The sequence below is a fragment of the Hymenobacter sp. GOD-10R genome (genome assembly GCF_035609205.1).
Classification (GTDB): Bacteria; Bacteroidota; Bacteroidia; order Cytophagales; family Hymenobacteraceae; genus Hymenobacter.
Genome location: NZ_CP141184.1, coordinates 3,906,562 through 3,930,367, shown reverse-complemented (window position 1 = coordinate 3,930,367; position 23,806 = coordinate 3,906,562). Strand labels below are relative to the sequence as shown.

At 52.0% G+C, this 23,806-nt stretch carries 24 protein-coding genes; 11 read left to right on the top strand and 13 right to left on the bottom strand.

The features are described 5' to 3' along the window. Positions 1–71: 71 nt before the first annotated feature. From SD425_RS15705 to SD425_RS15675, 7 genes are all read left to right on the top strand, one after another. Complete coding sequence (locus SD425_RS15705) at positions 72–614, top strand: chemotaxis protein CheW (RefSeq protein WP_324670891.1); 543 nt, start codon at positions 72–74, stop codon at positions 612–614. Between the two features lie 44 nt (positions 615–658). Next, the gene (locus tag SD425_RS15700; RefSeq protein ID WP_324670890.1) at positions 659–1,042 is read left to right on the top strand and encodes a response regulator; all 384 of its coding nucleotides are present in this window, start codon (positions 659–661) and stop codon (positions 1,040–1,042) included. Positions 1,043–1,117: 75 nt separating this feature from the next. Beyond that, positions 1,118–2,203 carry a chemotaxis protein CheB gene (locus SD425_RS15695; RefSeq protein ID WP_324670889.1) on the top strand — a complete coding sequence of 362 codons (1,086 nt, stop codon included), beginning with the start codon at positions 1,118–1,120 and terminating at the stop codon, positions 2,201–2,203. Then, entirely contained in the window at positions 2,200–3,843 is a 1,644-nt protein-coding gene (locus SD425_RS15690) for a chemotaxis protein CheA (RefSeq protein ID WP_324670888.1), read from the top strand. Before SD425_RS15695 ends, SD425_RS15690 begins: the two co-directional genes overlap by 4 nt. Positions 3,844–3,906: 63 nt before the next feature. Beyond that, a complete protein-coding gene (locus tag SD425_RS15685) occupies positions 3,907–4,542 on the top strand; it encodes a chemotaxis protein CheC (RefSeq protein ID WP_324670887.1) in 636 nt (211 codons plus the stop codon). Positions 4,543–4,677: 135 nt separating this feature from the next. Further along, positions 4,678–5,769 carry an agmatinase family protein gene (locus SD425_RS15680; protein WP_324670886.1) on the top strand — a complete coding sequence of 364 codons (1,092 nt, stop codon included), beginning with the start codon at positions 4,678–4,680 and terminating at the stop codon, positions 5,767–5,769. Positions 5,770–5,855: 86 nt separating this feature from the next. Beyond that, the gene (locus SD425_RS15675) at positions 5,856–6,191 is read left to right on the top strand and encodes a phage holin family protein (RefSeq protein ID WP_086593213.1); all 336 of its coding nucleotides are present in this window, start codon (positions 5,856–5,858) and stop codon (positions 6,189–6,191) included. Between the two features lie 74 nt (positions 6,192–6,265). Here the strand turns inward: SD425_RS15675 and murA are convergent, their stop codons facing one another. The 3 genes from murA to SD425_RS15660 all read right to left on the bottom strand — a co-directional run bounded on the left by murA (position 6,266) and on the right by SD425_RS15660 (position 10,797). Then, the gene (gene murA / locus SD425_RS15670; protein WP_324670885.1) at positions 6,266–7,570 is read right to left on the bottom strand and encodes a UDP-N-acetylglucosamine 1-carboxyvinyltransferase; all 1,305 of its coding nucleotides are present in this window, start codon (positions 7,568–7,570) and stop codon (positions 6,266–6,268) included. 138 nt (positions 7,571–7,708) lie between these two features. Next, a complete protein-coding gene (locus SD425_RS15665) occupies positions 7,709–8,440 on the bottom strand; it encodes a DUF4290 domain-containing protein (RefSeq protein ID WP_324670884.1) in 732 nt (243 codons plus the stop codon). Between the two features lie 110 nt (positions 8,441–8,550). Further along, the gene (locus tag SD425_RS15660; protein WP_324679555.1) at positions 8,551–10,797 is read right to left on the bottom strand and encodes an ATP-dependent helicase; all 2,247 of its coding nucleotides are present in this window, start codon (positions 10,795–10,797) and stop codon (positions 8,551–8,553) included. A 217-nt stretch (positions 10,798–11,014) separates the two neighbouring features. On the opposite strand from SD425_RS15660, the gene SD425_RS15655 reads away from it, so the two are divergent. Together SD425_RS15655 and SD425_RS15650 are read left to right on the top strand one after the other, a co-directional pair. Further along, positions 11,015–12,178, top strand: a complete 1,164-nt coding sequence (locus tag SD425_RS15655) for a glycosyltransferase family 4 protein (protein WP_324670883.1) — start codon at positions 11,015–11,017, stop codon at positions 12,176–12,178. Between the two features lie 88 nt (positions 12,179–12,266). Then, positions 12,267–12,839, top strand: a complete 573-nt coding sequence (locus SD425_RS15650; protein ID WP_324670882.1) for a DUF3109 family protein — start codon at positions 12,267–12,269, stop codon at positions 12,837–12,839. 75 nt (positions 12,840–12,914) lie between these two features. On the opposite strand, the gene accC is transcribed toward SD425_RS15650, so the two are convergent. From accC to SD425_RS15600, 10 genes are all read right to left on the bottom strand, one after another. Then, entirely contained in the window at positions 12,915–14,258 is a 1,344-nt protein-coding gene (accC, locus tag SD425_RS15645) for an acetyl-CoA carboxylase biotin carboxylase subunit (RefSeq protein WP_324670881.1), read from the bottom strand. Between the two features lie 104 nt (positions 14,259–14,362). Continuing rightward, positions 14,363–14,842, bottom strand: a complete 480-nt coding sequence (gene accB / locus SD425_RS15640) for an acetyl-CoA carboxylase biotin carboxyl carrier protein (protein ID WP_324670880.1) — start codon at positions 14,840–14,842, stop codon at positions 14,363–14,365. A 22-nt stretch (positions 14,843–14,864) separates the two neighbouring features. Then, on the bottom strand, positions 14,865–15,428 hold the full coding sequence (efp, locus tag SD425_RS15635; RefSeq protein ID WP_086593220.1) for an elongation factor P: 564 nt from the start codon (positions 15,426–15,428) through the stop codon (positions 14,865–14,867). Between the two features lie 187 nt (positions 15,429–15,615). Continuing rightward, the gene (locus SD425_RS15630; RefSeq protein ID WP_324670879.1) at positions 15,616–16,629 is read right to left on the bottom strand and encodes a beta-ketoacyl-ACP synthase III; all 1,014 of its coding nucleotides are present in this window, start codon (positions 16,627–16,629) and stop codon (positions 15,616–15,618) included. Positions 16,630–16,674: 45 nt separating this feature from the next. After that, positions 16,675–17,616: a phosphate acyltransferase PlsX gene (gene plsX / locus SD425_RS15625; RefSeq protein WP_324670878.1), complete on the bottom strand. Its 942-nt coding sequence runs from the start codon at positions 17,614–17,616 to the stop codon at positions 16,675–16,677. A 63-nt stretch (positions 17,617–17,679) separates the two neighbouring features. Continuing rightward, a complete protein-coding gene (gene rpmF / locus SD425_RS15620) occupies positions 17,680–17,901 on the bottom strand; it encodes a 50S ribosomal protein L32 (RefSeq protein ID WP_324670877.1) in 222 nt (73 codons plus the stop codon). Between the two features lie 60 nt (positions 17,902–17,961). Then, on the bottom strand, positions 17,962–18,489 hold the full coding sequence (locus tag SD425_RS15615; RefSeq protein WP_324670876.1) for a DUF177 domain-containing protein: 528 nt from the start codon (positions 18,487–18,489) through the stop codon (positions 17,962–17,964). 77 nt (positions 18,490–18,566) lie between these two features. Next, positions 18,567–18,935 (bottom strand): helix-turn-helix domain-containing protein, encoded by a 369-nt coding sequence (locus tag SD425_RS15610; RefSeq protein ID WP_324670875.1) that lies wholly within the window; start codon positions 18,933–18,935, stop codon positions 18,567–18,569. A 210-nt stretch (positions 18,936–19,145) separates the two neighbouring features. Next, on the bottom strand, positions 19,146–20,165 hold the full coding sequence (gene pdxA / locus SD425_RS15605) for a 4-hydroxythreonine-4-phosphate dehydrogenase PdxA (RefSeq protein ID WP_324670874.1): 1,020 nt from the start codon (positions 20,163–20,165) through the stop codon (positions 19,146–19,148). A 64-nt stretch (positions 20,166–20,229) separates the two neighbouring features. Then, a complete protein-coding gene (locus SD425_RS15600; protein WP_324670873.1) occupies positions 20,230–21,681 on the bottom strand; it encodes a leucyl aminopeptidase in 1,452 nt (483 codons plus the stop codon). A 216-nt stretch (positions 21,682–21,897) separates the two neighbouring features. Between SD425_RS15600 and rsmA the strand changes: the two genes are divergently transcribed. After that, positions 21,898–22,689: a 16S rRNA (adenine(1518)-N(6)/adenine(1519)-N(6))-dimethyltransferase RsmA gene (gene rsmA / locus SD425_RS15595; protein WP_324679553.1), complete on the top strand. Its 792-nt coding sequence runs from the start codon at positions 21,898–21,900 to the stop codon at positions 22,687–22,689. A 60-nt stretch (positions 22,690–22,749) separates the two neighbouring features. Further along, entirely contained in the window at positions 22,750–23,706 is a 957-nt protein-coding gene (locus tag SD425_RS15590; protein ID WP_324670872.1) for an NAD(P)-dependent oxidoreductase, read from the top strand. Positions 23,707–23,806: the final 100 nt, after the last annotated feature.

The window sequence follows — 23,806 nt, the reverse complement described above, 5'->3', positions numbered from 1 at the left end:
TGTATTACGAGGAAGAAGCAAGGCATGTGCGCCGTCATAGCTATTGCTTCTTCCTCTAAATTGCTTTGGTAATGCCTGAATTAGAAGGAACAAGCGATAGAAAAGTTAGCAAACAGGAGCCCATCATTCAGCTGATCATCTTTCGCTTAGGCGAAGAAGAGTATGGTATTCGGATTGAGCAGGTAAAGGAGGTTACGATAACCCCAGAAATCGCGCGGATGCCAAAGACCCCAGCTTTTGTGAAAGGCATAGCCAACTTGCGCGGCGATATTATTGCCGTCATAGACTTGGAAGAACGCTTCAACTTGCGTCCAGGGGGGGAGCCGCTGCCTAGTGTGAGTTATACGCTAGCCATTGAGGCGAAGGATTATACAATCGGTATTGTGGTGCGAGAAGTGCCGCAGCCGTTGTCGATTCCCATCTCCATCATTGAGAAAGCTCCAGAATTCATTCAAGACATCAACATTCAAGACAAGTATATTGAAGGAATAGCCAAGGTAGAAGGCCGTATTATTGTGGTGTTGGACATGCTCAAGCTGCTGACTCCTTCGGAAATTATGCAGCTGCAACCCAAATCGGAATCTTCACCTGCCTCGGTGCGTACAAAGCCCTAGTTCAGCTTCTCGTTCCCTCAAATCTGCTTCACTAAGTTAATTTTATGAAAAACCGCATTCTCATCGTGGATGATTCCTTTTACATGCGCACGATGCTTAAGAACATGCTTACGGATGCCGGCTACGAAGTAGTGGGCGAAGCTGCTAACGGCCAACAAGCCCTGGAGCTAGCTTTGCAAACAACTCCTGACTTAATTACGCTCGACGTTATCCTGCCCGACAACACAGGCCTAGACGTGCTAAAGGGCATCCGGCAAGAGCAACCTGATGTGAAAGTGGTTATGTGTAGTGCCGTGGGACAAGAGGTGATTGTAAATGAGGCCCTTGAGAGCGGTGCTACGGCCTACATTGTCAAGCCTTTCTCCGAAGAGAAAGTACTTGAAATTGTAGGGGACGCTCTACAAGGCCCCGCTTCAACGGAGGCCTAGGTTCGATCTTGGCCTTGTTCACAGCGAGAAGAGCACCTTCTATCTGGAACGGGCCAATCTTGCGTTTTCTACCTCGTGCAAACCTTAACTCCTTTTACTATACTACTTGGCAATCTGCCTATTCAGGTCCGACTTACGCTGACCCGTTTGGTGCAGAAGCAGCCCGATTTACGGGTAGTGAATGCCGGCTCTGACTCGGAGGAGCTAGGTATGCAAGCGCGTCGCCTTCGCCCAGACGTGGTGATTGTGGCTGATAGCCATATTTCTGCGCTCGAAGCATTGGCGCGGCAATACCCGGTGCCGGTGCTGCTCTATGCTAGCACGCCGTTGTTACAGGGTATACTGCAGCAAACATCTCGCTGGGGTGTGCGCAATTCCATTGGTCCGTTGCCATTAGGAGAGAATGCAGCGGTGGAAAGATGGCAGGAAGATGTTTTGCACAAGGTTCGGGCGTTACAACCGCCACTCTTACCAGCAAGCAAGCGCACACTGCCAGCTCATACCAGAACACTTGCCTTACCGCGTGGCATTGTTGTAATTGGTGCCTCAACGGGGGGAGTGAGGGCAGTAGAGGAATTGGTCAAGGGTCTAAAAATAGGGCTTAGCTGGGCACTTGTCGTTGCTGTTCACCTGCCAGCTCATTTTACCCCTGCCTTCGTAGCCCGACTACGACGTTCTACGTTGTTGCCCGTAGAAATAGCGGAAACAGAAAGCATCCTAGAAGCTGGAAAAATTACGGTCGTGCCGGGCGAATGCAATATGGTGGTGCAAGCTGGTCATGCAGGAGCTTGGCCAATCTGGAAGCTTGTTGCAACGCCTGAACCTAGCCCTAGCTTTGACGAACCGTCTATTGACCTGCTTATGTGTTCGGCTGTGCAAGTAGCTGGTCTACGGGTGCTAGGAGCAATACTGACCGGATTAGGCCATGATGGCACCTTAGGCGCACAGGCGATTCGCAAGCGTGGTGGCGTAGTGATTGTGCAGGATAAAGCTTCCTCGGAAGTATTCAGTATGCCCAATTCAGTAATTCGAGCTGGTTGGGCTAATGAAATACTTCCGTTGCGTGACCTAGCAGCTTGTATCAATAATACCACTATAACAAAGGCAGACTCCAGCCAGCGTTTACCTATAGTGTCCGCCGCTCAGACCGTGTGCCGATGAAATCACGGGAGCAAGAATACCGGGAAATTTTCATGGCCGAGGCGCTCGAATACTACGACGCCATGAGCCGCCACATCAGCGAGCTGGAAAAAACGCCGACTGATGAACCTGCCCTCAACGAGCTGTTCCGGCTCATGCACAATCTGAAGTCGAATGCCCGGGCTATGGGTTACAATCAGATTGGTGAAGTGGCTCACCACATGGAAACCATCTTCGGTTTGATCCGCAGCAAGGAAAAGACCTTTACCGGTTCCGTAGTACCCGTGCTCTTTACTGGGGTAGACACCCTAGGTAATTTGATTCGGGCAGTCGGTGATGGGCAGGAAACAGAGTCTGTCGCTGGCGTTGAAGAGCTACTCGACAACTTAGACCGGCTAGTGAAAGGGGAGGAGCCACTACTGCCAGATACAGAAACGGCAGCTGACGACGATGCGAACCGGAAGCTAGAACTATCCGATTTGGTCTATATCCAAATCAAAAAGCTAGATCACCTGCTGAACCTGGTAGGAGAGCTGATTATTGATCGGGACCGAATTTTAACGCTGAGCCAGGAGATTGGGAGCCCAGCCCTGCAAGCAACAGCCGCTCATTTGTTCCGCATCTCCGACGAGTTGCAGTACAGCGTAATGGACGCGCGTTTAGTAAACGTAGGTTCGCTGTTCAATAAATTTCCTCGTGTAGTACGCGACGTTGCCGCTGCTGAGCAAAAAGAGGTAGAGCTGACGCTAGTAGGACAGGATATTCAGATCGACCGCAACATCCTGCAAATTATCACGGATTCACTCCTGCACTTGGTGCGCAATGCCATCGGACATGGCATCGAGCAACCAGCCGATCGTCTGAAAGCTGGTAAGCCAGCCGTGGGGCAGCTTACCATGTCGGCCCAAACAGAACGTGACGACGTCTTGATCCACGTTGCCGATGATGGGCGGGGCATCAATATCGCTAGCGTACGGCGTAAAGCGGTAGAGCGTGGCTTGGTCGGTAAGGAAGTAGCGGCTACGCTCGATGACGCGGCGGTACGGGCCTTCTTGTTCGAGCCTGGTTTTTCGATGGCACAGCAAGTAACCGAAATTTCCGGGCGTGGCGTGGGCCTCGATGTGGTGAAGCTCGCTATTGATTCGCTTGGTGGGCAGTTGCGCGTTGATTCCACGTTGGGGCAGGGTACCACCTTCACACTTGTGCTGCCTACTTCCATTGCCGTAAAAGGAGCCTTGCTTTTTGAGTTGGATGAGCGCAGCTATGCTATTCCGCTTATGCACACTGATTCGGTGGTGTCGCTGTGGCCGGAGCAGCTACATGTCGTAGGCGGAACGCTGCTTGCTGATCTTCAGGAAGAGCGTGTACCCGTCGTAAGCTTGCGCCGACTTCTGCACAATGGTGATGGGCCACTGCTGCCCGTCCTGCGTTCTGATATAGTCGGCCGTCAGGATATCATCGTTGTGAACTACAACAATCGTAAGTTAGGCCTGATCGTAGACCGCTTTCTGCGCCAGCAAGCCATTGTTATCAAACCAATGAGTAAGCCGCTGGACACAATTGATTTGTTCGGGGGAGTTACGTTGCTAGGGAGTGGTCAAGTATGTTTGGTGCTCGATGTGCCTGCACTTACTCGTCTTTTTCTAGCCAAGCGCCCATAAAAAACGTATTGCAGAATTCAAATTGCTGCCGAGTTGCAGCGACTTGCCAACTGATTGATTGCTATGGATTTGCACATGACGGAACTAGAGCGGGATATTATCCGCGAAATTCTCAACATCGGCTTGGCCCGAGCGGCTGACTCGTTTGCGATAATTGCGCAGGAAAAAGTTTTGCTCGAAGTACCTAACCTGGATATTATGCCTGTTCGCAATATTCTGGATAAGGTGCAAGACTACCAGAATGGACATGCCGTTATTCAGTCCGACATCAAAGGGGATTTCAACGGTACGACGCTGATGTTTTTCTCCGGGCAACATGTACAGCGGCTTTCCCGCGTTTGCTTACGCATGAATGTGCCGGAGTCTACTGATATCAACGAGATGCAGGAGTCGTTGCTGCTGGAAATCAGCAACATTATCACCGGAGCGTTGGTAACGCAGCTTGCTAACATTCTGAAAGCACGTATTTATGGTGCGCCACCTCAAGCTCCGAAAGGCGAAATAACAGAAGCTCTAGGTAACTTAATGCTGCACAAACCGATGGTGCAGCCGCTGATCTTCTCGGTAATCACACAGTTTTCAGACAAGGAGAATTCTGTCGAGCTGCCGCTCATGCTGTTTTTCGACCGTCCGACCTTCGAAAAAATTCTCGAAATCATTCGCACCTACGATTTCCTAGGAGGTGTTCAGCCTTCTTAAAGGAACTAACGTTTCGTTTGCTTATTTTCTACGCTGTCATGTGGGCTGAAGCTTCCGTTTGCATTGAGCAAGCGCATAGCTAGGTCCCCATGACAGTTTTTTCTTTTCTCATCTACGCCTTTTATCTGGTTTCTTATGTCTGCATCTACTTCTAGCCTAGATCAGAAACTCGCTAACTTCGATCCTAATGCCCTTGGCGACGCCGCTGGGGGCGTATATGGTCTCCCGTTCACTGTCGAAGAAGCACAAGTAGTAATCGTTCCTGTACCATGGGAAGTGACGGTTTCGTACCGCGCAGGAACTGCGCAGGGGCCTGAAGCTATCCGGGAAGCATCGCTGCAGGTAGACCTCTACGACGCGGACATTCCGGATGCGTGGCGGCTGGGGCTAGCCATGGAAGAATCGGATGAGCACTGGACGCAGGAAAGTCACCAATTGCGCGCCTCCGCTGCCGATTACATTGGCTGGCTTGAGGATGGCAAGCCTGCCACAAATGCTGCTCACTTTACAGACGTACCAGGCCGCGTAACGGCAAGTGGTAAAACGTTACTAGAGTGGCTCAAGCAAAAAACGGGCGCTTACCTCGATGCTGGAAAAGGGGTGGTAGTACTGGGTGGCGACCATAGTACTCCCTTAGGATACCTGCACGCGTTGGCTGACCGGCACGAAGAATTTGGCATCCTGCAATTTGACGCTCACTGCGACCTGCGCCCGGCGTATGAGGGGTTTGAGTATTCGCACGCATCCATCATGTATAATGCCTTACAGCTGCCACAGCTTAAGAAGCTTGTGCAGGTAGGTATTCGGGATTATTGCCAGCAAGAGGCTGAACTGGTAGAGCGTAGTAATGGCCGCGTTATCATGTTCACCGATCGGTTTATGCGTGAAGAGATGTACGGCGGTAAATCGTGGCGCAAGGAGTGCAAGAAGATCATCGCACAACTCCCCCAGAAAGTGTACATCAGCTTCGATATCGACGGCCTTGACCCTAAGCTTTGCCCTGGTACCGGCACGCCTGTACCAGGCGGTCTAGAGTTTGAGCAGGCGTTATACCTGATCCGAATGGTCGTACGCTCGGGACGGCAGATCATCGGGTGTGACCTGAACGAAGTAGCGCCCGGTGATACCGACTGGAATGGCATTGTAGGCGCCCGCTTGCTCTATCACCTGTGCAACTGGATGGCGGTATCGCAAGGCCGTTTGAAAGCCCGGGAGCAAGAGAAGTAGCCAGTACCAACATAAACCCTGATTCTGCGTATGGTTGTCCAGCTCTTTTGAGCGCACACTCTCTCCCTCACTAACGCACCATTATCATGGGTTTCATCATCAAGTTCCTTCTAACGGCCGTCATTACCTATGTTCTAGGAAATTTTCTGCCTGGCGCTCACCTTGCCGGCTTCAGCGACGCAATCTTGCTGGTGCTCGTTCTGGCTGTGCTAAATGCCGTCGTTAAGCCAATCTTAAAGATCCTTGGTTTCCCAATTACGGTTTTAACCCTAGGGCTCTTTCTACTGGTGATTAACGCCGTTATTGTATTGATAGCCGATGCAATCTTACCTGGCTTCAAGCTTGATGGCTTTCTAGCAGCCATCCTGTTCAGCATCGTGCTGTCGCTCACGACATCCGTGGTGGATATGGTGACTACCTAGGTTTCTAACAAGGTACCGTGAAAAGAAAAAGCCCCGCCTGTACAAGGCGGGGCTTTTTTTGTGAAATAACTTTTCTACAAGCGGCGAATCTGTGCACCTAGCGCCGTCAGTCGCTTATCAATGTACTGGTAACCACGGTCAATCTGCTCCACGTTTTCTATCAAGCTACGACCTGTAGCGGAAAGGGCCGCAATCAACAGCGCAACACCCGCACGAATATCGGGGGACGTCATGGTGATACCATGCAGACGAGTGCGCTGATCGAGGCCAATAACTGTGGCGCGGTGCGGATCGCAGAGGATAATCTGTGCTCCCATATCGATCAGCTTGTCTACGAAGAAAAGGCGCGACTCAAACATTTTCTGGTGGATCAGCACCGTGCCTTTCGCTTGCGTAGCTACCACCAGAATTACGCTTAGCAAATCGGGGGTTAAACCCGGCCATGTATGGTCTGACACGGTCAGGATGCTACCGTCTAGATAAGTCGCGATTTCGTAATGATCTTGTGCCGGAATGTAGATATCGTCGCCGCGGAATTCCAGTTGAATACCTAGCTTCCGGAACGTATCTGGAATCAGACCGAGCTCCTGAATTTGACAATCTTTGATGGTGATTTCGGAGCCCGTCATGGCAGCTAGGCCAATGAAAGAACCGATTTCAATCATGTCGGGCAGCATGCGGTGCTCAGTGCCACCGAGCTCCTCGACGCCTTCGATGGTCAGCAGATTAGAGCCGATGCCATTGATTTTGGCGCCCATGCGTACCAGCATTTTACAGAGCTGCTGCAAGTAGGGCTCGCAGGCGGCATTGTAAATAGTTGTAGTGCCCTCCGCTAGCACGGCAGCCATAACGATATTGGCCGTACCAGTTACCGAAGCTTCATCGAGCAGCATGTAGGTGCCTTTCAAGCCATTCGGTGCTGAGATACGGTAAAAGTCATTGCCTTCGAGCGTGAGTTGTCCGCCCATCTTTTCCAGACCTACGAAGTGCGTGTCTAGGGGACGACGACCAATTTTGTCACCACCTGGCTTCGGCAATTGGCACTTGCCAAAGCGGGACAGCATCGGACCTAGGATCATCACCGAGCCGCGCAATGCTCTCCCTTGGGTGACAAATTGCTCCGAGTCAAGGTAGCTTAGGTGAACATCATCGGCCTGGAAACGATACGTATCGGAGGATAGCTTACCAACCTTCACGCCCATGTCACGCAATAGCTCGATGAGCTTATTGACGTCGCGAATATCGGGGATGTTAGAAATCGTAACGGGCTCCGACGTAAGCAGTACGGCACACAAGATTTGGAGTGCCTCGTTTTTAGCACCCTGGGGTATAATTTCTCCTTTTAGCGGTTGACCGCCAATTACTTCAAAACAGGCCATTTCGGGAAGAGCTGCAAGCTGTAGGTTGCAAGCCGCAAGCTAGGTTGAATTCGAATAGAATAGAGCTGTCTGGCAAGACAGCAAGCCAATAGCTGCATAGAGTACCAGTACTAACCTGAACCCTTGCAGCAAACTGGGTTATTGGGGAGGCTGTTGGGGCTCTTGACGCTTCTTGCCACCGCGACGCTGCTTGTCGCGACGGTTGTTGCTGGTACCGCGGCGTACTTCCCGGTCACCACGTTCGCCACGGTCAGTACGTTCACTGCGGTCGTTACGCGGCTGCGGCACGATGAAGGGCGCCGGGCGGCCGTTCGTAGCAAACTCAAACAAGTTCTGGGCGTCTACTTGGGCAGGATCTAGCTCCAGCTTGCCACCTGATAGCTCCTTCAAGTGCTTCAGGATGGTGATGTCTTTCGCATTCTCCTTATTGTGAGAACGGTACAAGAACTTCATGGTGCGTCCGATAGCAATAGTCGCCTGCTCGCGCTCTGCTGCATCCTCCATAGCCAGCGCTTTTTCAATCAGCAGCTCAACGCCTCGGCCGTATGCTTTCAGCTTGGGTGAGTTCTTTGGGTAAGCAACGCGTTCAGGTTCTTGCTCTAACTCTAGGCTCTTGAGCGGGAAGGGGCTGTCTACGTCTAGTTCTTCATCGGCCATCATAAACAGATGGTGCCATACCTTCTGTTGGGCATCAGGCTGGTCGCGTAGGCTAGGGTTCAGGCGGAAGATGAGCTGCACAATCTGCTGGGCACGCCGAGTGCGCTCGGCTTTGTCCTCGATGGTGCTCAGAGTCTGCACCAGTTCGTAGGTACTCTGGCCGTATTCACGCAGCAGCAGCTCGTTTTTATAAGGGGAAGGGAGATATGTCATTCGGAAAGTAAAGCAAACCTAGCCTGAGCCAAGAGTGGCTCAGACTAGTCTTTGTCGGTGTAAATATAGCCCGAGTCTTATGACTAACGACTCAGGAACCAAGCTAGGAGCTACAACACCCGCAGCTTAGCAAAGCTCAGCAGCAGCGTTTTTTCACCCACTTCTTCAAACTGAATAATAGCTTTGGTCGAACCAGCCTGGGTTTCTAGCTTAGCTACTGTGCCAAAGCCAAACTTTGGGTGCTCTACGCGCTGACCTGCCGTAAGGTTAGACGTGTCACTGGGCTGAAAATCAGCGGGTGGTGTATACCCCTTGGCTACTGTCTTGCGCGGAGCAGGAGGGATGAGGTTGCTCCGACGTTCCAGCACGTGACCAAATGGTGACTCGCCCGCGCCCGGGCCAGAGGAAGCCGAAAACTTAAAGTCAACGTACTGCGGATCAATTTCATCCAAGAACCGGCTTTTTTCGCAGCTACGCAAGTTGCCCCACTGGTAGCGCGAGGTAGCATAGCTAAGCGTGAGCTTCTTTTCAGCCCGCGTGATGGCCACGTAGAACAAACGGCGCTCTTCCTCTAGGTCAGCCCGCGAGGTGATCATCATCTGAGAAGGGAAGAGGTTTTCTTCCATCCCCACAATGTATACGTTACGGAATTCTAGCCCCTTCGCCGAGTGGATCGTCATAAGGGTCACCATCTCGCCGTCCTGCTGAGCGTCCTTAGTGTCGGCGTCCGTAACGAGGGCAATGTCTTGCAGGAAGGAGGCTAGCGACTTATCCTCTCTTTCAGGATCATCGACATACTCCTTGATACCATTTAATAGCTCCTGAATGTTCTCGTAGCGCGACAGGCCTTCGATGCTTTTATCGGCATACAACTCCTCGATCATGCCGGAGTTTTTGGCGATAAACTTGGCTGCTTCAAACGCATCTTCCTTGCCGGCAACCACGGTGTAGCTCTTGATCTGCTCCGCGAAACCAACGACAGGGTTAGCTACGCGGGTAGGAAGAAACTGGTCGGCGTTGCTCACTACTTCCCAAATCGTATGATTTGCTTCCTCAGCTGCATTGATCAGCTTGCTGATGGTTGTGTCGCCAATCCCGCGCTTCGGGTAGTTGATGACGCGTCGTAGCGCTTGCTCGTCATTAGGGTTCACCGTCATACGCAAGTAGGCCACTAAGTCCTTGATTTCCTTGCGCTGGTAGAACGACAAGCCCCCAACAATTTTGTACTTGATGTTAAGCTTACGCAGGGCTTCTTCCATTGCCCGGCTTTGGGCGTTGGTGCGGTAGAGGATAGCGAAATCATCGTAGGATAGATGATGGTTCATCTTGTCCTCGTAGATCGAATTGGCGATTAGCTTTCCTTCTTCGTTATCAGAAGCTGCCTTGATAACCTCAATCAGCGTGCCTTCCTCATTCTCGGAAAAAACATCCTTGCGTAGCTGCGCTTTGTTGTTCTTGATGACGGAATTAGCCGCCTTCACAATATTCTTAGTCGAGCGGTAATTCTGCTCTAGCTTAAAAACCTGCAGCTCCGGATAGTCCTTCTCAAAATTGAGAATATTGCTGATATCGGCGCCGCGGAAAGCGTAGATACTTTGCGCATCGTCACCTACTACGCAAATGTTGCGGTCCTTGGCGGCTAGTTTACGCGTGATGAGATACTGCGAGTAGTTTGTGTCTTGATACTCGTCCACCATCACGTACTTGAAGATGTTCTGGTATTTGTTCAGCACATCCACGTGGTCCTTGAACAGCACGTTGGTCTGGTAGAGCAGATCATCAAAGTCCATAGCGCCGGCTTTGAAGCAACGCTGGGCGTACTGCTGATAAATCACCCCAATTTTAGGGCGCAGGGCAGCTTCGTCATCCTGGCGGATAACTGGGTCGTTGAGGTACTGCTGCACCGAAATCAGCTTGTTCTTCGCGGCCGAGATGCGACCTAGCACCATGCTCGGCTTGTAGAGCTTATCGTCCAATTCCAACTCCTTCACAATCTGCGTAACCAGCGTTTTGCTGTCCTGAGTATCGTAGATGGTGAAAGAACGAGGGTAGCCAATTTTATCAGCTTCCGAGCGCAGAATGCGGGCAAACACCGAGTGGAAGGTACCCATCCATACATTTTTCGCATCAGGGCCTACTACTTTCTCAATACGGGCGCGCATTTCCTTGGCGGCCTTATTGGTGAACGTCAAGGCTAGGATATTGAACGGGTCAACATTCTTCTCTAGCAGGTGTGCAATGCGGTACGTGAGCACGCGCGTCTTGCCCGAGCCGGCGCCCGCGATAATCATGCACGGACCCTCGGTGTTCATCACCGCGGCCGCTTGGGAGGGATTTAATAAAGTAAGATAATCCAGTGCCATGCGTTAAACTAAGCTTTTTGGCTTATTAGCAAAGGTAAGGCTTTCGGGTGGGGGAAGGAAATAGAATGGTACTTATACCGAATTGAAGCAATTTGCTACCCGACTGTTGCCCTTGCTGAGAAAAGTATGTGTATAACAGCGCTTCACGTGGTTTCATTGCAACGATGGCTTATTATGGCTCTGAGAGGTGTTACAGCTGTATCTTCGCTGCGTGAATTCTTCTGCTGTTAACCATATTACTTCTACGAATAAGCCACCTGTAGCATTATTGTGCCTATCCCGGAGTTGGGGCGGATTAGAAATCAACACGGTAAAGCTCACGAAATGGATGCAAGCGAGAGGCTGGAAAATTACGCTGATCGCACCGCCTGATTCACCCGCGCTGAAGCAGGCGCAACTAGAAGGCCTGTATTCGGTATCGCTGAACAGTCGATCAAAATCGTTTAGCCTAGGTGCCGCTCGCCAACTGGCTAGGTACTTACGACAGCAGCAGATTCAAGTGCTTATCGTCACCCAGAACCGCGACCTCGGTTTGGTGAGCCTAGTAAAGCTATTGATGGGTAGGCGGATTAAGCTTATCTATCAGCAACACATGCAACTAGGTCCGCCCAAACGTGACCTATTTCATACCTTACGTTTTGGGGTGCTTGATGCTTGGCTTTCCCCACTGCCTTGGCTGGCTAAGCAAGTTGCCGAAAAGACCCGCTTCGATCCAGCCAAGGTGCATGTAGTGCCGCTCGGTATTGAGCTAGGGCGGTTTATCAATCCAGGCCTGACCAAGGCCGCTGCCCGGCAGCAGCTAGGGCTTCCTGCTGAAGGTCCGTTGCTAGGCCTGTTAGGCCGCTTTGATAGTGGCAAAGGACAGGACTTCGTGATTGAGGTAGTGCATCAACTGCGGACGCAACATCAACGGCCGGTCGAACTAGTGCTGATGGGCGAACCGACAAAAAACGAAGGAGACGAATACCTAGAACATCTGCATGGCCTAGTACGAAAATACAACTTGGGGCAAGCCGTCCATTTTCGTCCTTTCAATGCCCAAACGGAGGTTTTCTACCGCGCCATTGATGTATTTGTAATGGCCTCCAAAAACGAAACGTATGGCATGGTGACCATTGAAGCCATGGCGGCGGGACTACCCGTGCTAGGTACGCGCATTGGTGGGACAGCGGAAATCATAAAGGACGGCCAAACTGGATTGCTTTACCCGCCCGGTGACACCCAATCCTGTGCACAAGCCGTACTGCGCTGCCTTGATAACCCAGAATGGGCGCAACAGCTAGGCCAAGCTGCACAGCAAGAGGCCATTCGAACGTATTCGCATGAGCGCCAATGCGAGCTAACCGAACAGATCATTCAGAAAGTGACCGAGTAACGGAATAACTAGGCGAAGTTGTTGAACGACCTTGCCTAATCACTCCGTTGCGCTTGTGTATCTTTGTAGTTCGCTTGTTTGCAACATCATGATTATCATCCAAAATACTGTCATCTCTGACGACATCCGCGACAACTTCTTTGTCTGCAACCTGGAGGCCTGCAAAGGCGCCTGCTGCGTAGAAGGCGACCTAGGTGCGCCTTTAGAAGAGAAAGAGCTAGCTATTCTAGAAGCCGAGTACAATAAAATTAAGCCGTTTCTTACGGAAGCCGGACAGCAAGCCATTGAGGAGCAAGGGCTATACATCAAAGATTGGGAAGGTGACTATAGCACCACGACCATCAATGACCGAGAGTGTGCCTATGCGCTTTATGATGAGCGGGGCATTCTGAAGTGCGGTATTGAACAGGCCTATTTGGCCGGTGCTACCAGCTTTAAAAAGCCAATCAGCTGCCACCTGTATCCAATCCGCATTACCAAGTACGAAGACTTCGAAGCGCTGAACTACGACCGCTGGAACATCTGCAATCCGGCGTGTTCGTTTGGCGCTAACCTAGGTGTACGGATTTATCAATTCTTGAAAGAGCCACTTATCCGCAAGTACGGCGAGGAGTGGTACGGGGAGTTGGTGCAGGAAATTGAAAATCCGGTAGCCTCGTAGGTATCTACTTATTACTTACAACAAAAAGGCCCGATCAATTCTGATCGGGCCTTTTTGTTGTATAAAGAGAGCTTACTACAACACCGAGAAATCGAATGAATCCAAGAATGCCGTAGTGAAATTTCCGGCGCGGAAATCCTCGTTGTCCATCAAAGCTAGGTGGAAGGGGATAGTCGTTTTCACGCCTTCTACTACAAACTCACTCAGGGCACGCTTCATCTTCACAATGCACTCCTCGCGGGTTTGCGCAACGGTGATGAGTTTGGCAATCATTGAGTCGTAGTTCGGCGGGATGGTGTAGCCCGCGTACACGTGCGTATCGACGCGCACGCCATGACCACCTGGGATGTGTAGCACCGTAATTTTGCCGGGCGAAGGACGGAAGCCGTTTGCTGGGTCCTCCGCATTGATGCGGCATTCCATAGCGTGCATCTGGGGCAAATAATCTTTACCCGTAATCGGTATGCCAGCAGCTACTTTAATTTGCTCTTTGATGAGGTCGTAGTTTACTACTTCCTCCGTAATGGGGTGCTCTACCTGAATACGAGTATTCATTTCCATGAAGTAGAAGTCACGGTTCTTGTCCACTAGGAACTCGATGGTGCCTACTCCTTCGTAGCTGATGGCCTTCGCACCCGCCACTGCCGCCTTGCCCATTTTATCCCGCAACTTGTCGGTCATAAAAGGAGAAGGCGTTTCCTCCACCAGCTTCTGGTGACGGCGCTGAATGGAGCAGTCACGCTCCGAGAGGTGAGCGGCGCGGCCGTACTGGTCGCCTACAAGTTGGATTTCGATGTGGTGCGGCTCTTCCACATATTTTTCCAGATAGATGCCATCGTTGCCGAACGCTGCTTGCGCTTCAGTGCGGGCGCTGTTCCACGCTTTTTCAAACTCGTCGTCGTTGCGGACGATGCGCATACCGCGACCACCACCACCAGCCGTAGCCTTCAGGATAACCGGGTACTTCACGCGGTGTGCTACCTTTAGACCTTCGGCAATCGAATCCAGCAAGCCATCAGAACCAGGAATGGTGGGCACACCAGCTTTCTTCATCGTGGCCTTTGCCGAAGCTTTATCACCCATAGAGTTAATCATCTCCGGGGTAGCACCGATGAACTTGATGCCATTTTCCTGGCAAACACGCGAGAATTCCGCGTTTTCGCTCAAAAAGCCATAGCCAGGGTGAATTGCATCAGCATTAGTGATTTCTGCTGCGGCAATCAGGCTAGGGATGTTCAGGTAGGATTGCGCCGAGGGCGGGGGGCCGATGCACACGGCTTCGTCAGCAAAGCGCACGTGCAAACTTTCCTTATCAGCTGTGGAATACACTGCCACAGTCTTAATGCCCATCTCCTTGCAGGTACGAATAATGCGTAATGCAATTTCGCCCCGGTTGGCAACTAATATTTTCTTGAACACAGGTCTTTAGATCTAGATGTGAGAACGGAGAGCTTAGAACGTAGACAATAGGCTGTTTACTACCTAGGTCTATGCTCTAAGCTCTCAATTCTAAGCTCTGAAAATTACATTGGCTCAATCAGGAAGAGCGGCTGGTCGTATTCGACTGGGTTAGCATTCTCAACCATCACTTTTACTACCCGGCCTGAAGTTTCAGCTTCAATTTCGTTGAACAGCTTCATGGCTTCGATAATGCAGATCACCTGGCCTTGCTCAACCAAGTCACCCACGTTCACCAAGGCAGGACTATCGGGGCTGGCTGACCGGTAGAACGTACCAATCATAGGCGACTTGAGTGGCACATAGTTGTTGCTAGGAGCAGCGGAAGCAGCCGGTGCTGGTGCGGCTGCTGGTGCGGCCGGTGCCGGTGCAGCGGCGGCTGGTGCCGCCTGCGCGGGGGCCGGAGCTGGCGCCGAGCTAATAACTGGCTTGTAGCTAGGTTCGCGCTGCACCGAGATTTTAAACTCCTCGGTTTCAATGTTGACTTTGTTCAGACCCGACTTGGCGATAAAGTCGATCAACTCTTGGAGTTCTTTTGCTTTCATAGCAGGCTGCTTCTGCGGGGAATTACTTGACTCGTTCGACATAAGAATAGTCGCGCGTATCGACGCGGATTTTGGTGTCTTGCTCAATGAATAAGGGCACCTGAATACGAGCTCCTGTTTCTACTGTTGCGGGCTTGAGAGTATTAGTAGCCGTATCACCACGTAGACCGGGCTCGGTGTAAGTCACCATGAGCTCTACGAAAGGAGGAAGCTCAGCGGTGAGCGGCTGCTCCGTTTCGGCGTGAAAAAGTATGGTAACTTCTTGGCCATCCTTTAGCAGATCATGGAACGGTACCATGGATTCAGGCAGCGTTACTTGCTCGAAGTCAGCGTTGTTCATGAAGTTGTAGCCATATTCATCCTTGTACAGGAACTGATGCGGCCGTTGCTCCACCCGTGCTGTTGTCACTTTCACACCGGCATTGAAGGTGTTGTCGATGACTTTGCCGGTTTTGATGTTGCGCAGCTTGGTACGTACGAAGGCAGGGCCTTTGCCCGGCTTTACGTGCTGAAATTCAGTGATGATGTACAAGTCGCCGTTGTACTCGAGGCAGAGGCCGTTTTTAAAATCTGCGGTGGTTGCCATCTGGATAGTATTGGGTGTAGGTGTTGAATTTTGAATAAGAGCCTGAAGGCTGAATAGCTAGGTATGCAGATGCCTGATTATTCAACGTTCAACATTCAAAAGCAAAAAAAGAAGTGCCGTCCCGTAAGATGGCGGGGCGGCACAACGGGAGTGCAAGTATAGAGGTTTTCCGCGTTCAGCCCATTACTTAAGCGAGTTGCGGATCAGGTTTTGGGTCGTAAGCCCATTTTAGATACAACGCACCCCACGTAAATCCGCCGCCAAAGGCAGCAATGATGAGGTTGTCGCCTTTGTTAAGCTGCGATTCGTAGTCAGCTAAGCACAAAGGAATGGTACCATTGGTGGTATTACCGTAGCGGTGAATGTTGAGCATCACCTTCTCTTCTCCTACGCCCATACGGTGCGCGGTAGCATGGATAATGCGCTTATTAGCTTGGTGAGGTACTAGCCAGGCCACATCATCAGCTGTAAGATGATTACGCTCCATAACTTGAGCTGCTACGTCGGCCATATTTTTTACGGCAAACTTGAATACGGTAGCGCCTTCTTGGTGCACATAATGTTCGCGTTGCGCAACAGTTTCGGCAGATGGGGGGCGGCGACTACCGCCTGCTTTTTGGTGTAAGTAGGGCTCGCCGTGGCCGTCAGAACATAACACTTGGTCTTGCAGACCTAGCCCTTCCGTGTTCGGCTCCAACAAAACCGCACCGGCACCGTCGCCAAAGATGATGCAAGTGGCGCGGTCAGTATAGTCGATAATGCTCGACATCTTGTCGGCACCAACGACAATAACCTTTTTATAGGCGCCCGTTTGAATAAACTGAGCTCCTGTAGTCAGTGCGAAAATAAAGCCTGAACAGGCCGCCTGCATGTCGAAGCTGAAGGCGTTATTGATACCAACAGCGGCCGAGATGATATTAGCCGTAGCTGGGAATACTAAATCGGGCGTAGTAGTAGCGCAGATAACTAAATCTATTTCCTCGGGCCGAGTGCCGGTTTTCGCCAGCAATTGCTCTACGGCCTTTATACCCATCACCGAAGTGCCCTGATTCTCGCCCTTCAGAATGCGTCGCTCCTCAATGCCGGTTCGACTAACAATCCACTCGTCAGTAGTTTCTACTAAGGTTTCGAGTTCTTTATTGGTGAGGATGTAATCGGGCACATAGGCGCCCACCCCAGTAATGGCGGCGGTAATTTTCATTGGGGGCGCAAAAGCAGCTTGTCAGTAGAAAGGTCTCTACTAGACTCAAGACTTGAAAGTAGATTTAATCTGATCCGCAATACCGGATTTAGCCATTTGGTAGCCCTGCAACAACATATTGCAGATGGCCTGAGGCGTACTTACGCCATGTCCAATGATAGCATTGTCGTTGATGCCTAGGATTGGACTGCCCCCAATAGCTTCGTAGTTAAATTTGTCGAAGAACGGATCGTGCATCTGCTTCTCGGCCAAGATATCGTAAATCGACTCGGCCATTTTCAGAATTACATTACCCGTGTAGCCGTCGCACACAATGACGTCGGCCTTCGAGTTAAATAAGTCGCGACCCTCAAGGTTGCCAAAGAAGTGAATATGGGGGTTCACTTTCAATAGCTGGTGTGCGGCTTGAGCATTAGCGGTGCCTTTGCCTTCTTCCTCACCTAGATTCATGAGGCCAACTGTAGGCTTCTCGATGCCTAATACATATTGTGCATACAGCGAACCTAGCTCCCCAAACTGCTCCAGCATTTCGGGTTTGCATTCGGCATTGGCCCCTACGTCGAGCAGGATGCCATAGCCACCCCCCATCTTCGGGACAAAATTAGCGATGGCAGGGCGCAGTACACCGGACACTGTTTTTACGCTGAACATGGCACCTACGAGCATTGCGCCCGTATTGCCAGCAGAGCAGAAAGCTTCTACTTCACCGGCGTGCAACATGCGGTAACCAACGGCAATGCTGGAATCCTGTTTTTGCTGGTAGGCTTTGGCCGGGTGCTCGCCCATCTCAATTACCTGACTAGCAGGAACGAGTAGCAAGCTTTCAGCCGCCGCCCCGTACTTTTCGAGTAAGGGGCGCACGGCTGATTCTTGGCCAATAAGCACAATCTGAGCTGAGCCGGCTAGCTTTTCAGCTGCTAACACAGCGCCATCGACAGCAGCCTGGGGGGCGAAATCACCACCCATTGCGTCCAGGGCAATCTTCATGTACGAGGAATCAAGGGGTACGTAGTCGGAAAGGCAAACCGATTGTAATCGGTAAAGCGAAGGTTATTCCTCGTCAGTAGAGGGAGCAGCTGCGGCAACAGGAGCAAAGTCTTTGATTGCTACTTTGCCATTGTGGTACAGGTCGCCATCTACTACATACGCCTTATGACGTAGGTGCAATTCACCCGTGTTAGGGCAGATAGTAACTGCTTTGGGAGTCAATTTGTCGTGGGTGCGACGCTTGTCGCGGCGGGTCGAGGACTGGCGGCGCTTAGGATGAGCCATGAGTGAAAATTAAAAAGTGTTGAGTTTGAAATTTTGAATTTGGATTTAGTGCACGAGCACCTAGTTCAGGTTTCGTAGTGCATCCCAACGTGGGTCGGTGAACTCTTCGTCATCGTCATCATCCGCTTTGGTGGTGAAGATGAGTTTAGCATCAGCATCGGGGTTTTCGTCAGGCTCGTTCTGGAAGCGCGGGTGCAGCTTTTTCATCGGAATAGCTAGCCCGATGTAGTCAAAAAGGTGCTGGGCGATGGGCAAGGTCTGCGTGTCAGGCGTGATTTGAAGCACGTTGTCATCCAGCTCTAGCTCCTGGTCTCCGAAGCGTACCAACAGTTGGTGCTGCACATCAATAGGCTGGTCGAACTCATCTAGGCTGCGGTCGCAAACTAAGCGCACTGTGCCTGTAATGTGAAAGTTCAGCGTTAGCAGAAGCTCCGTTTTGATGAGGTCTACATCAGCATGGAGGCGACCATCCTGAATTAGGTTTTGATCAAACTGCGCAAAGAAATCCGGACCTAGCTCAAACGCAAAGTGGTGCGTTTTGGAAGCTAGCTTGGCAATTGCCAAATCATATTGAGTGTCCTTTTTCACGGCGGGAATTTGTAATAGGGGGCAAAAGTAGAAAGATTTCCCCGTTTTATAAAAACGTAAGGTAGAATACCAGCGGCCTATGCCTTTCTAAGGATAAACTCGGGACTGATACCCAAGCGTTCGTAGAGCTTTTTAGCTAGGTCAAGCGTAATGCGACGCTTGCCGCTGAGGATCTGTGAAAGCCGGCCGGCCGGAACCTCCAGCAGTTGGGCCAAGTCTTTTTGTTTAAGACGGAGTTGCTGCCGCTTTAGCTCAATCATATCAACCAAAGTGGTCGGCAGGTTTGGTAGAGAAGTTAGGTGCAGTCGTTCCTCATACGTTTCTATCGCCGTTGTGAGCTGGGCTACTGTTGCTGTTTTTTCCTCGTTGGACGCCGCTGAGTTGTTCATCAGCAAATCGAGCTGACGAAGCGCCTCTTTGTATTGCTGCGGAGTATCGATGCTCATAAAGAGAGAAAACAGAACAGAAGTGATGCTTAGGGTGCGAAGAAGTGCAAAGGTGTAAAAGAATGTTTTTCGCAGAAAATAAATTTCGTTTTTGAAAAGAAAATTTCCGGCGGTCACTCATTAACAGCCTTCTTACGAAGCAAATCTGCCCCACACTTTTATAAGAGTGCAGGGCAGATGGTGTAAAGCTAGGTTTGTGAAAGCGTAGCGCTAGCGCCTCTCCACAGATTGTTCAGCGCGCTTCCGAACTAAGTCGCAAGCGAGGTACAAGGCTTCGCGGAACGACGTAGGATCAGCTGCAAACTTGCCTGCAAGCCCGTAGGCAGTGCCATGATCGGGGGAGGTGCGGATAATAGGCAAGCCGGCCGTGAAGTTAACACCCCGCTCAAACGCAATGGTTTTGAACGGAATCAAGCCTTGGTCGTGGTACAAGGATAGCGTCGCGTCGAAGCTGCGGAACTGACCGGTACCGAAGTACCCATCGGCAGGAAAGGGGCCGTATACCAAGTGCCCGTTCTCCAGAAACTCTTGAATAACAGGAGACACGATGTCATTTTCCTCCGTGCCGAGCAGTCCGTTTTCGCCAGCGTGTGGGTTCAAACCTAGCACTGCAACCCGCGGCTTGTCGAGACCAAAATCCTGCTTCAGCGATTGGAGTAAGATGCGTAACTTGGTCGAGAGCAACTCTTTGGTGATCTTGCCGGGAACGTCTTTCAGTGCCACATGACCCGTAACCGTCGCTACTCGCAGTTCCTCGCTGGCGAGCAGCATCAAGCTTTCGGGAGCACCAAAAAAGCTCGTCAGGAACTCAGTGTGGCCTGGGTAACGGAAGTCGTCGGCCTGTGTGTTCTCTTTACTGATAGGCGCTGTGATGAGACCGTCGAGCAACCCTTCTTTTAGGTCGCGGCAAGCGGCCAGGAGCGATTGGCGAGCGGCACGCCCTGATGCTTCAGTAGGCTGACCAGGAGTCAGGATGAAATCCTCTTCCCAACAGGTAACTGCATTGAGCTTGCCCGGATCAATATCGGCGGCAGAACGTACCTGACGAAATGTTAGCGGGTTAGCTTGCTTTTCAACCGGAAAATCGTCGAAGAGGACAGTTGCCGTACCGTACACTACCGGCGTGCAGTACTTGAGCAGGCGGTTGTCGAGGAAGGTTTTATAGATAATCTCCGGCCCGATGCCGGCGAGGTCGCCGACTGAAATACCTAGGCGGGGCAGGTTGGTCATGAAAATAGGGGTGAAGTCAGGAGAATGGTGGTGTGCATCAGACTACGCACACCGTTGGTTGGTTTTACGCTTGGCTTTTCAAAAAGTCATACAACAGCCGCACGGTTGTGCCAGTGCCGCCTTTGCCACGGTAGCTGTCGGGGGCAGTGAGAAACGCCGGGCCGGCAATGTCGAGGTGAACCCAAGGATAGTCGTCGATGAAACGCTCCAGGAACTTGCCGGCTGAGATGGCACCTGCATCGACTTTACCTAGGTTAGCAATGTCGGCAATGTCGGATTTGATATGGTCGGCGTACTCATCCCAAAGCGGAAACTCCACGATGCGTTCGTGCACACGGTGGCCCGCTTGCTTGAGTTGGTGCAGGCGCTCGTCGCCGGCGGTGCCCATGGCCACAATGCCTTCTTTGCCGATGGCGCGGGCCGCAGCGCCAGTAAGGGTAGCAATGTCCACGACCATTTCGGGGTTGTATTTGCGGGCAAATGCCAGTGCATCACCTAGCAGTAGGCGTCCTTCAGCGTCCGTGTTGAGCACTTCCACGGTAAGGCCGTTGTACATGGTTAGCACGTCGCCAGGTACGAAGGCGTTGCCGCCGGGGCGGTTGTCGGTGGCGGGCACTAGGCCGATAACATGCACGGGTACTTGATTCTTGGCTAGGGCGTAGAGCACACCCGTAACAGCCGCACCGCCGGCCATGTCGCACTTCATCAGATCCATAGAGCCGGGCGTAGGCTTCAGGCTCAACCCGCCCGTGTCAAACACGACCCCTTTGCCAACCAGCACGTACGGCTTGGCATTGCGCGCATTGTCGGGCTTCCACTCCATAATGGTGAATGTAGGCGGCTCGGGGCTACCTAGGTTTACCGCCAACAGGCCGCCCATACGCAGCGCCTCGATGTGCATCATATCGAGGATTTCGGTATGATAACCGGCTTCGTCTCCAGCGGCGGCCATGCGCTCAGCAAACTGGGTTGCGTTTAGCTTATTGAGCGGTTCGTTGACCAAGTCGCGAGCTAGGCAAACCCCCAGCAACAGCCCTTCCAACTCTTGCACCTGCGCCGCCGAAACGGTAGACCCAGTAAGAACCACACGCGTGAGGCTAGCTGGCGCTTGGCTCTTCTCGTCGGTCCGGTACCCCTCAAACTGATAAGCCGTTAGGTAAAGGCCTTCAGCTAAGGGTAACGCCCCATTACCCTCGGCCGTGAGGTCACGGATATAAAGCTCCTGCACTTTGGCCGTCTTTAGCAAGCCATGCAACTGATAGCCACTTTTACGCAATTCTTCCGCGACTAAATGCGAGGTGGGCTTCGTAGCCGCCACCACAAAGTAATGCTGATGCGTGAAGTGATTGACGGTGACAAACTTGCTGTCGGAAGCTAGCTGGTCGTGTACATACTGACGGGCGGCTTCAGGCAAGTCCGTCAAGTCAGCGGGCAACTCTTTAGTGCCAGCAGGCAGAATGAAAACAGAGCTAACGCCTTGGGGCAAATCAGCAGCGTAGGAGAGATGAAGAGGCATGAGCAGGAGGGCTAAGGGAGCAATGCAGAGGGAAGACTAACGACCATCAGCCAAAAATCGGCTGCGCCAAACGTATCTTTGATCCGCAAGGTAGCCGTCTTTTGAGAGATGTTCGTACAGCAAGCCGCAGAAGTGGGGTGCTGAATGATCGTTTTCTCGGCAGTGTTAGCCTTGCGCAACGTTTTACTGCTCACCCTCTGTACGCCCCTCCGCGCCATGGACCACGTCAGCCCCAAAAAACACCTAGGTCAGCACTTTTTGGCTGAACCGTCTATTGCTCAACGCATTGTTGAGTCGCTGCGCTTGCCCGACGGCGTAACGGAAGTACTAGAAATTGGTCCCGGCATGGGTGTGCTCACGGGCAGCTTGCTCCAACACAGCGAGTACCAAACAACTGTTGTCGAGATTGACCGTGAATCGGTAGCCTATCTAGAGCAGCACTTCCCCTCGCTGCACGGGCGTATCATCTCCGCCGATTTTCTGCGGCAAGACCTAGGGCAACTGTTTCCAGGCAAGCCGATGAGTATCATCGGCAACTTTCCTTATAACATCAGCACCCAGATTTTCTTTCAGGTGCTCAATCACCGGCAACAGGTACGTGAGGTGGTGGGTATGCTGCAAAAGGAAGTAGCGGACCGTATGGCTGAGCCGCCCGGCTCCAAAGTCTATGGTATCATGAGCGTGTTGCTGCAAGCCTACTACAAGGTAGAAATGCTGTTCACGGTGCCGCCCCATGTATTCGTTCCGCCGCCCAAAGTGCAGTCGGCTGTTATCCGCCTGACGCGCAATGAAACCGAAAAGCTCGACTGCGACGAGAAGCTGTTTTTCCAAGTCGTGAAGCAAGCTTTCCAAACGCGTCGCAAGACACTCCGGAACGCTTTAAAGCCATTCGGCATGCCTGCGGAAATGACCACTGACCCGATCTTTGATAAGCGCGCCGAGCAGCTAGGTGTGCCAGAGTTTATCGGATTGACCCAACTGATTGATAAGCACCGTCAAGAGCGTTAGGAAAGCTACAAGCACGACAGCGCACTGATTATTGATAACTGTTAATTGGTAACTGAATTCATGTCTCTCTGCCTCTGCATTGATGAAATGCATCCTTCCTTGCCGCCAATGTTGCAGGAAATTGGCGTGCAGCTTCATTTTCGGCCTGATCTGAAAGCTGATGAAGTGCCGGCGGCCCTGGCCGCTCATCCGTATGACGGGCTGATGGTGCGTAGCAAACTACGCATCACTGCTGACCTGCTGGCACATGGGCCTCATTTGCGCTACGTGGCCCGGGCAGGGGCCGGCGTGGACAATATTGACGAAGAAGCCCTAGCCGCTGCTGGTGTTACGCTGCTCAATGCGCCGGAGGGCAACCGCGACGCAGTCGGAGAATTTGCCATTGGGCTATTGCTGAGCCTGTTTCGTAACGTAGTGCGGGCTGATAAGGAGGTGCGACAAGGCGTGTGGCGCCGCGAGGCGAACAGAGGAGAGGAGCTAGGCGGGAAAGTGGTGGGCTTGTTTGGCTACGGTCACATGGGGCGGTCGTTTGCCCGCCGCCTCTCGACTTTCGACTGCACCGTGCTGGCCTACGACATCGACCCGACGGTGCCCGCCGACCAATATGCTACCCTGGTGACGCTGGCGGAGCTGCAAGCTCGTGCCGAAGTAGTTAGCCTACATTTTCCGTACTCCGCGGCCAATCACCATTACATCAACGGCGAAGTACTTGGTGCTTTTCAAAACCCGATTTGGCTACTGAACACGGCCCGCGGCGAAGTTCTCGACCATGCGGCACTGGTTGAGGCGCTGCAAAGCGGGCAGGTGCGGGGCGGGGCGCTCGATGTGCTGGAAAACGAAAAGCTAGCTACGCTCACGCCCGAACAGCAAGCTAGGTTCGACTTTCTGCGAAACGCTGAGAACGTAATTTTATCCCCACACATTGGTGGCTGGACGCACCAATCGTATCGTCGCATCAATGAGGTGCTTACCCGCAAAATAGCCGCTTTTTTGGGCTCGGACCAGGGGAAGGCATAGTCGGAAGTTTAAGCGGATTTCGTATATTTGTATCAAACCTGTTCGGAGAACGGTTGGCTTGGCCGACCGTTCTCCTTGTTTTTTAGCTTACCACCCTCCG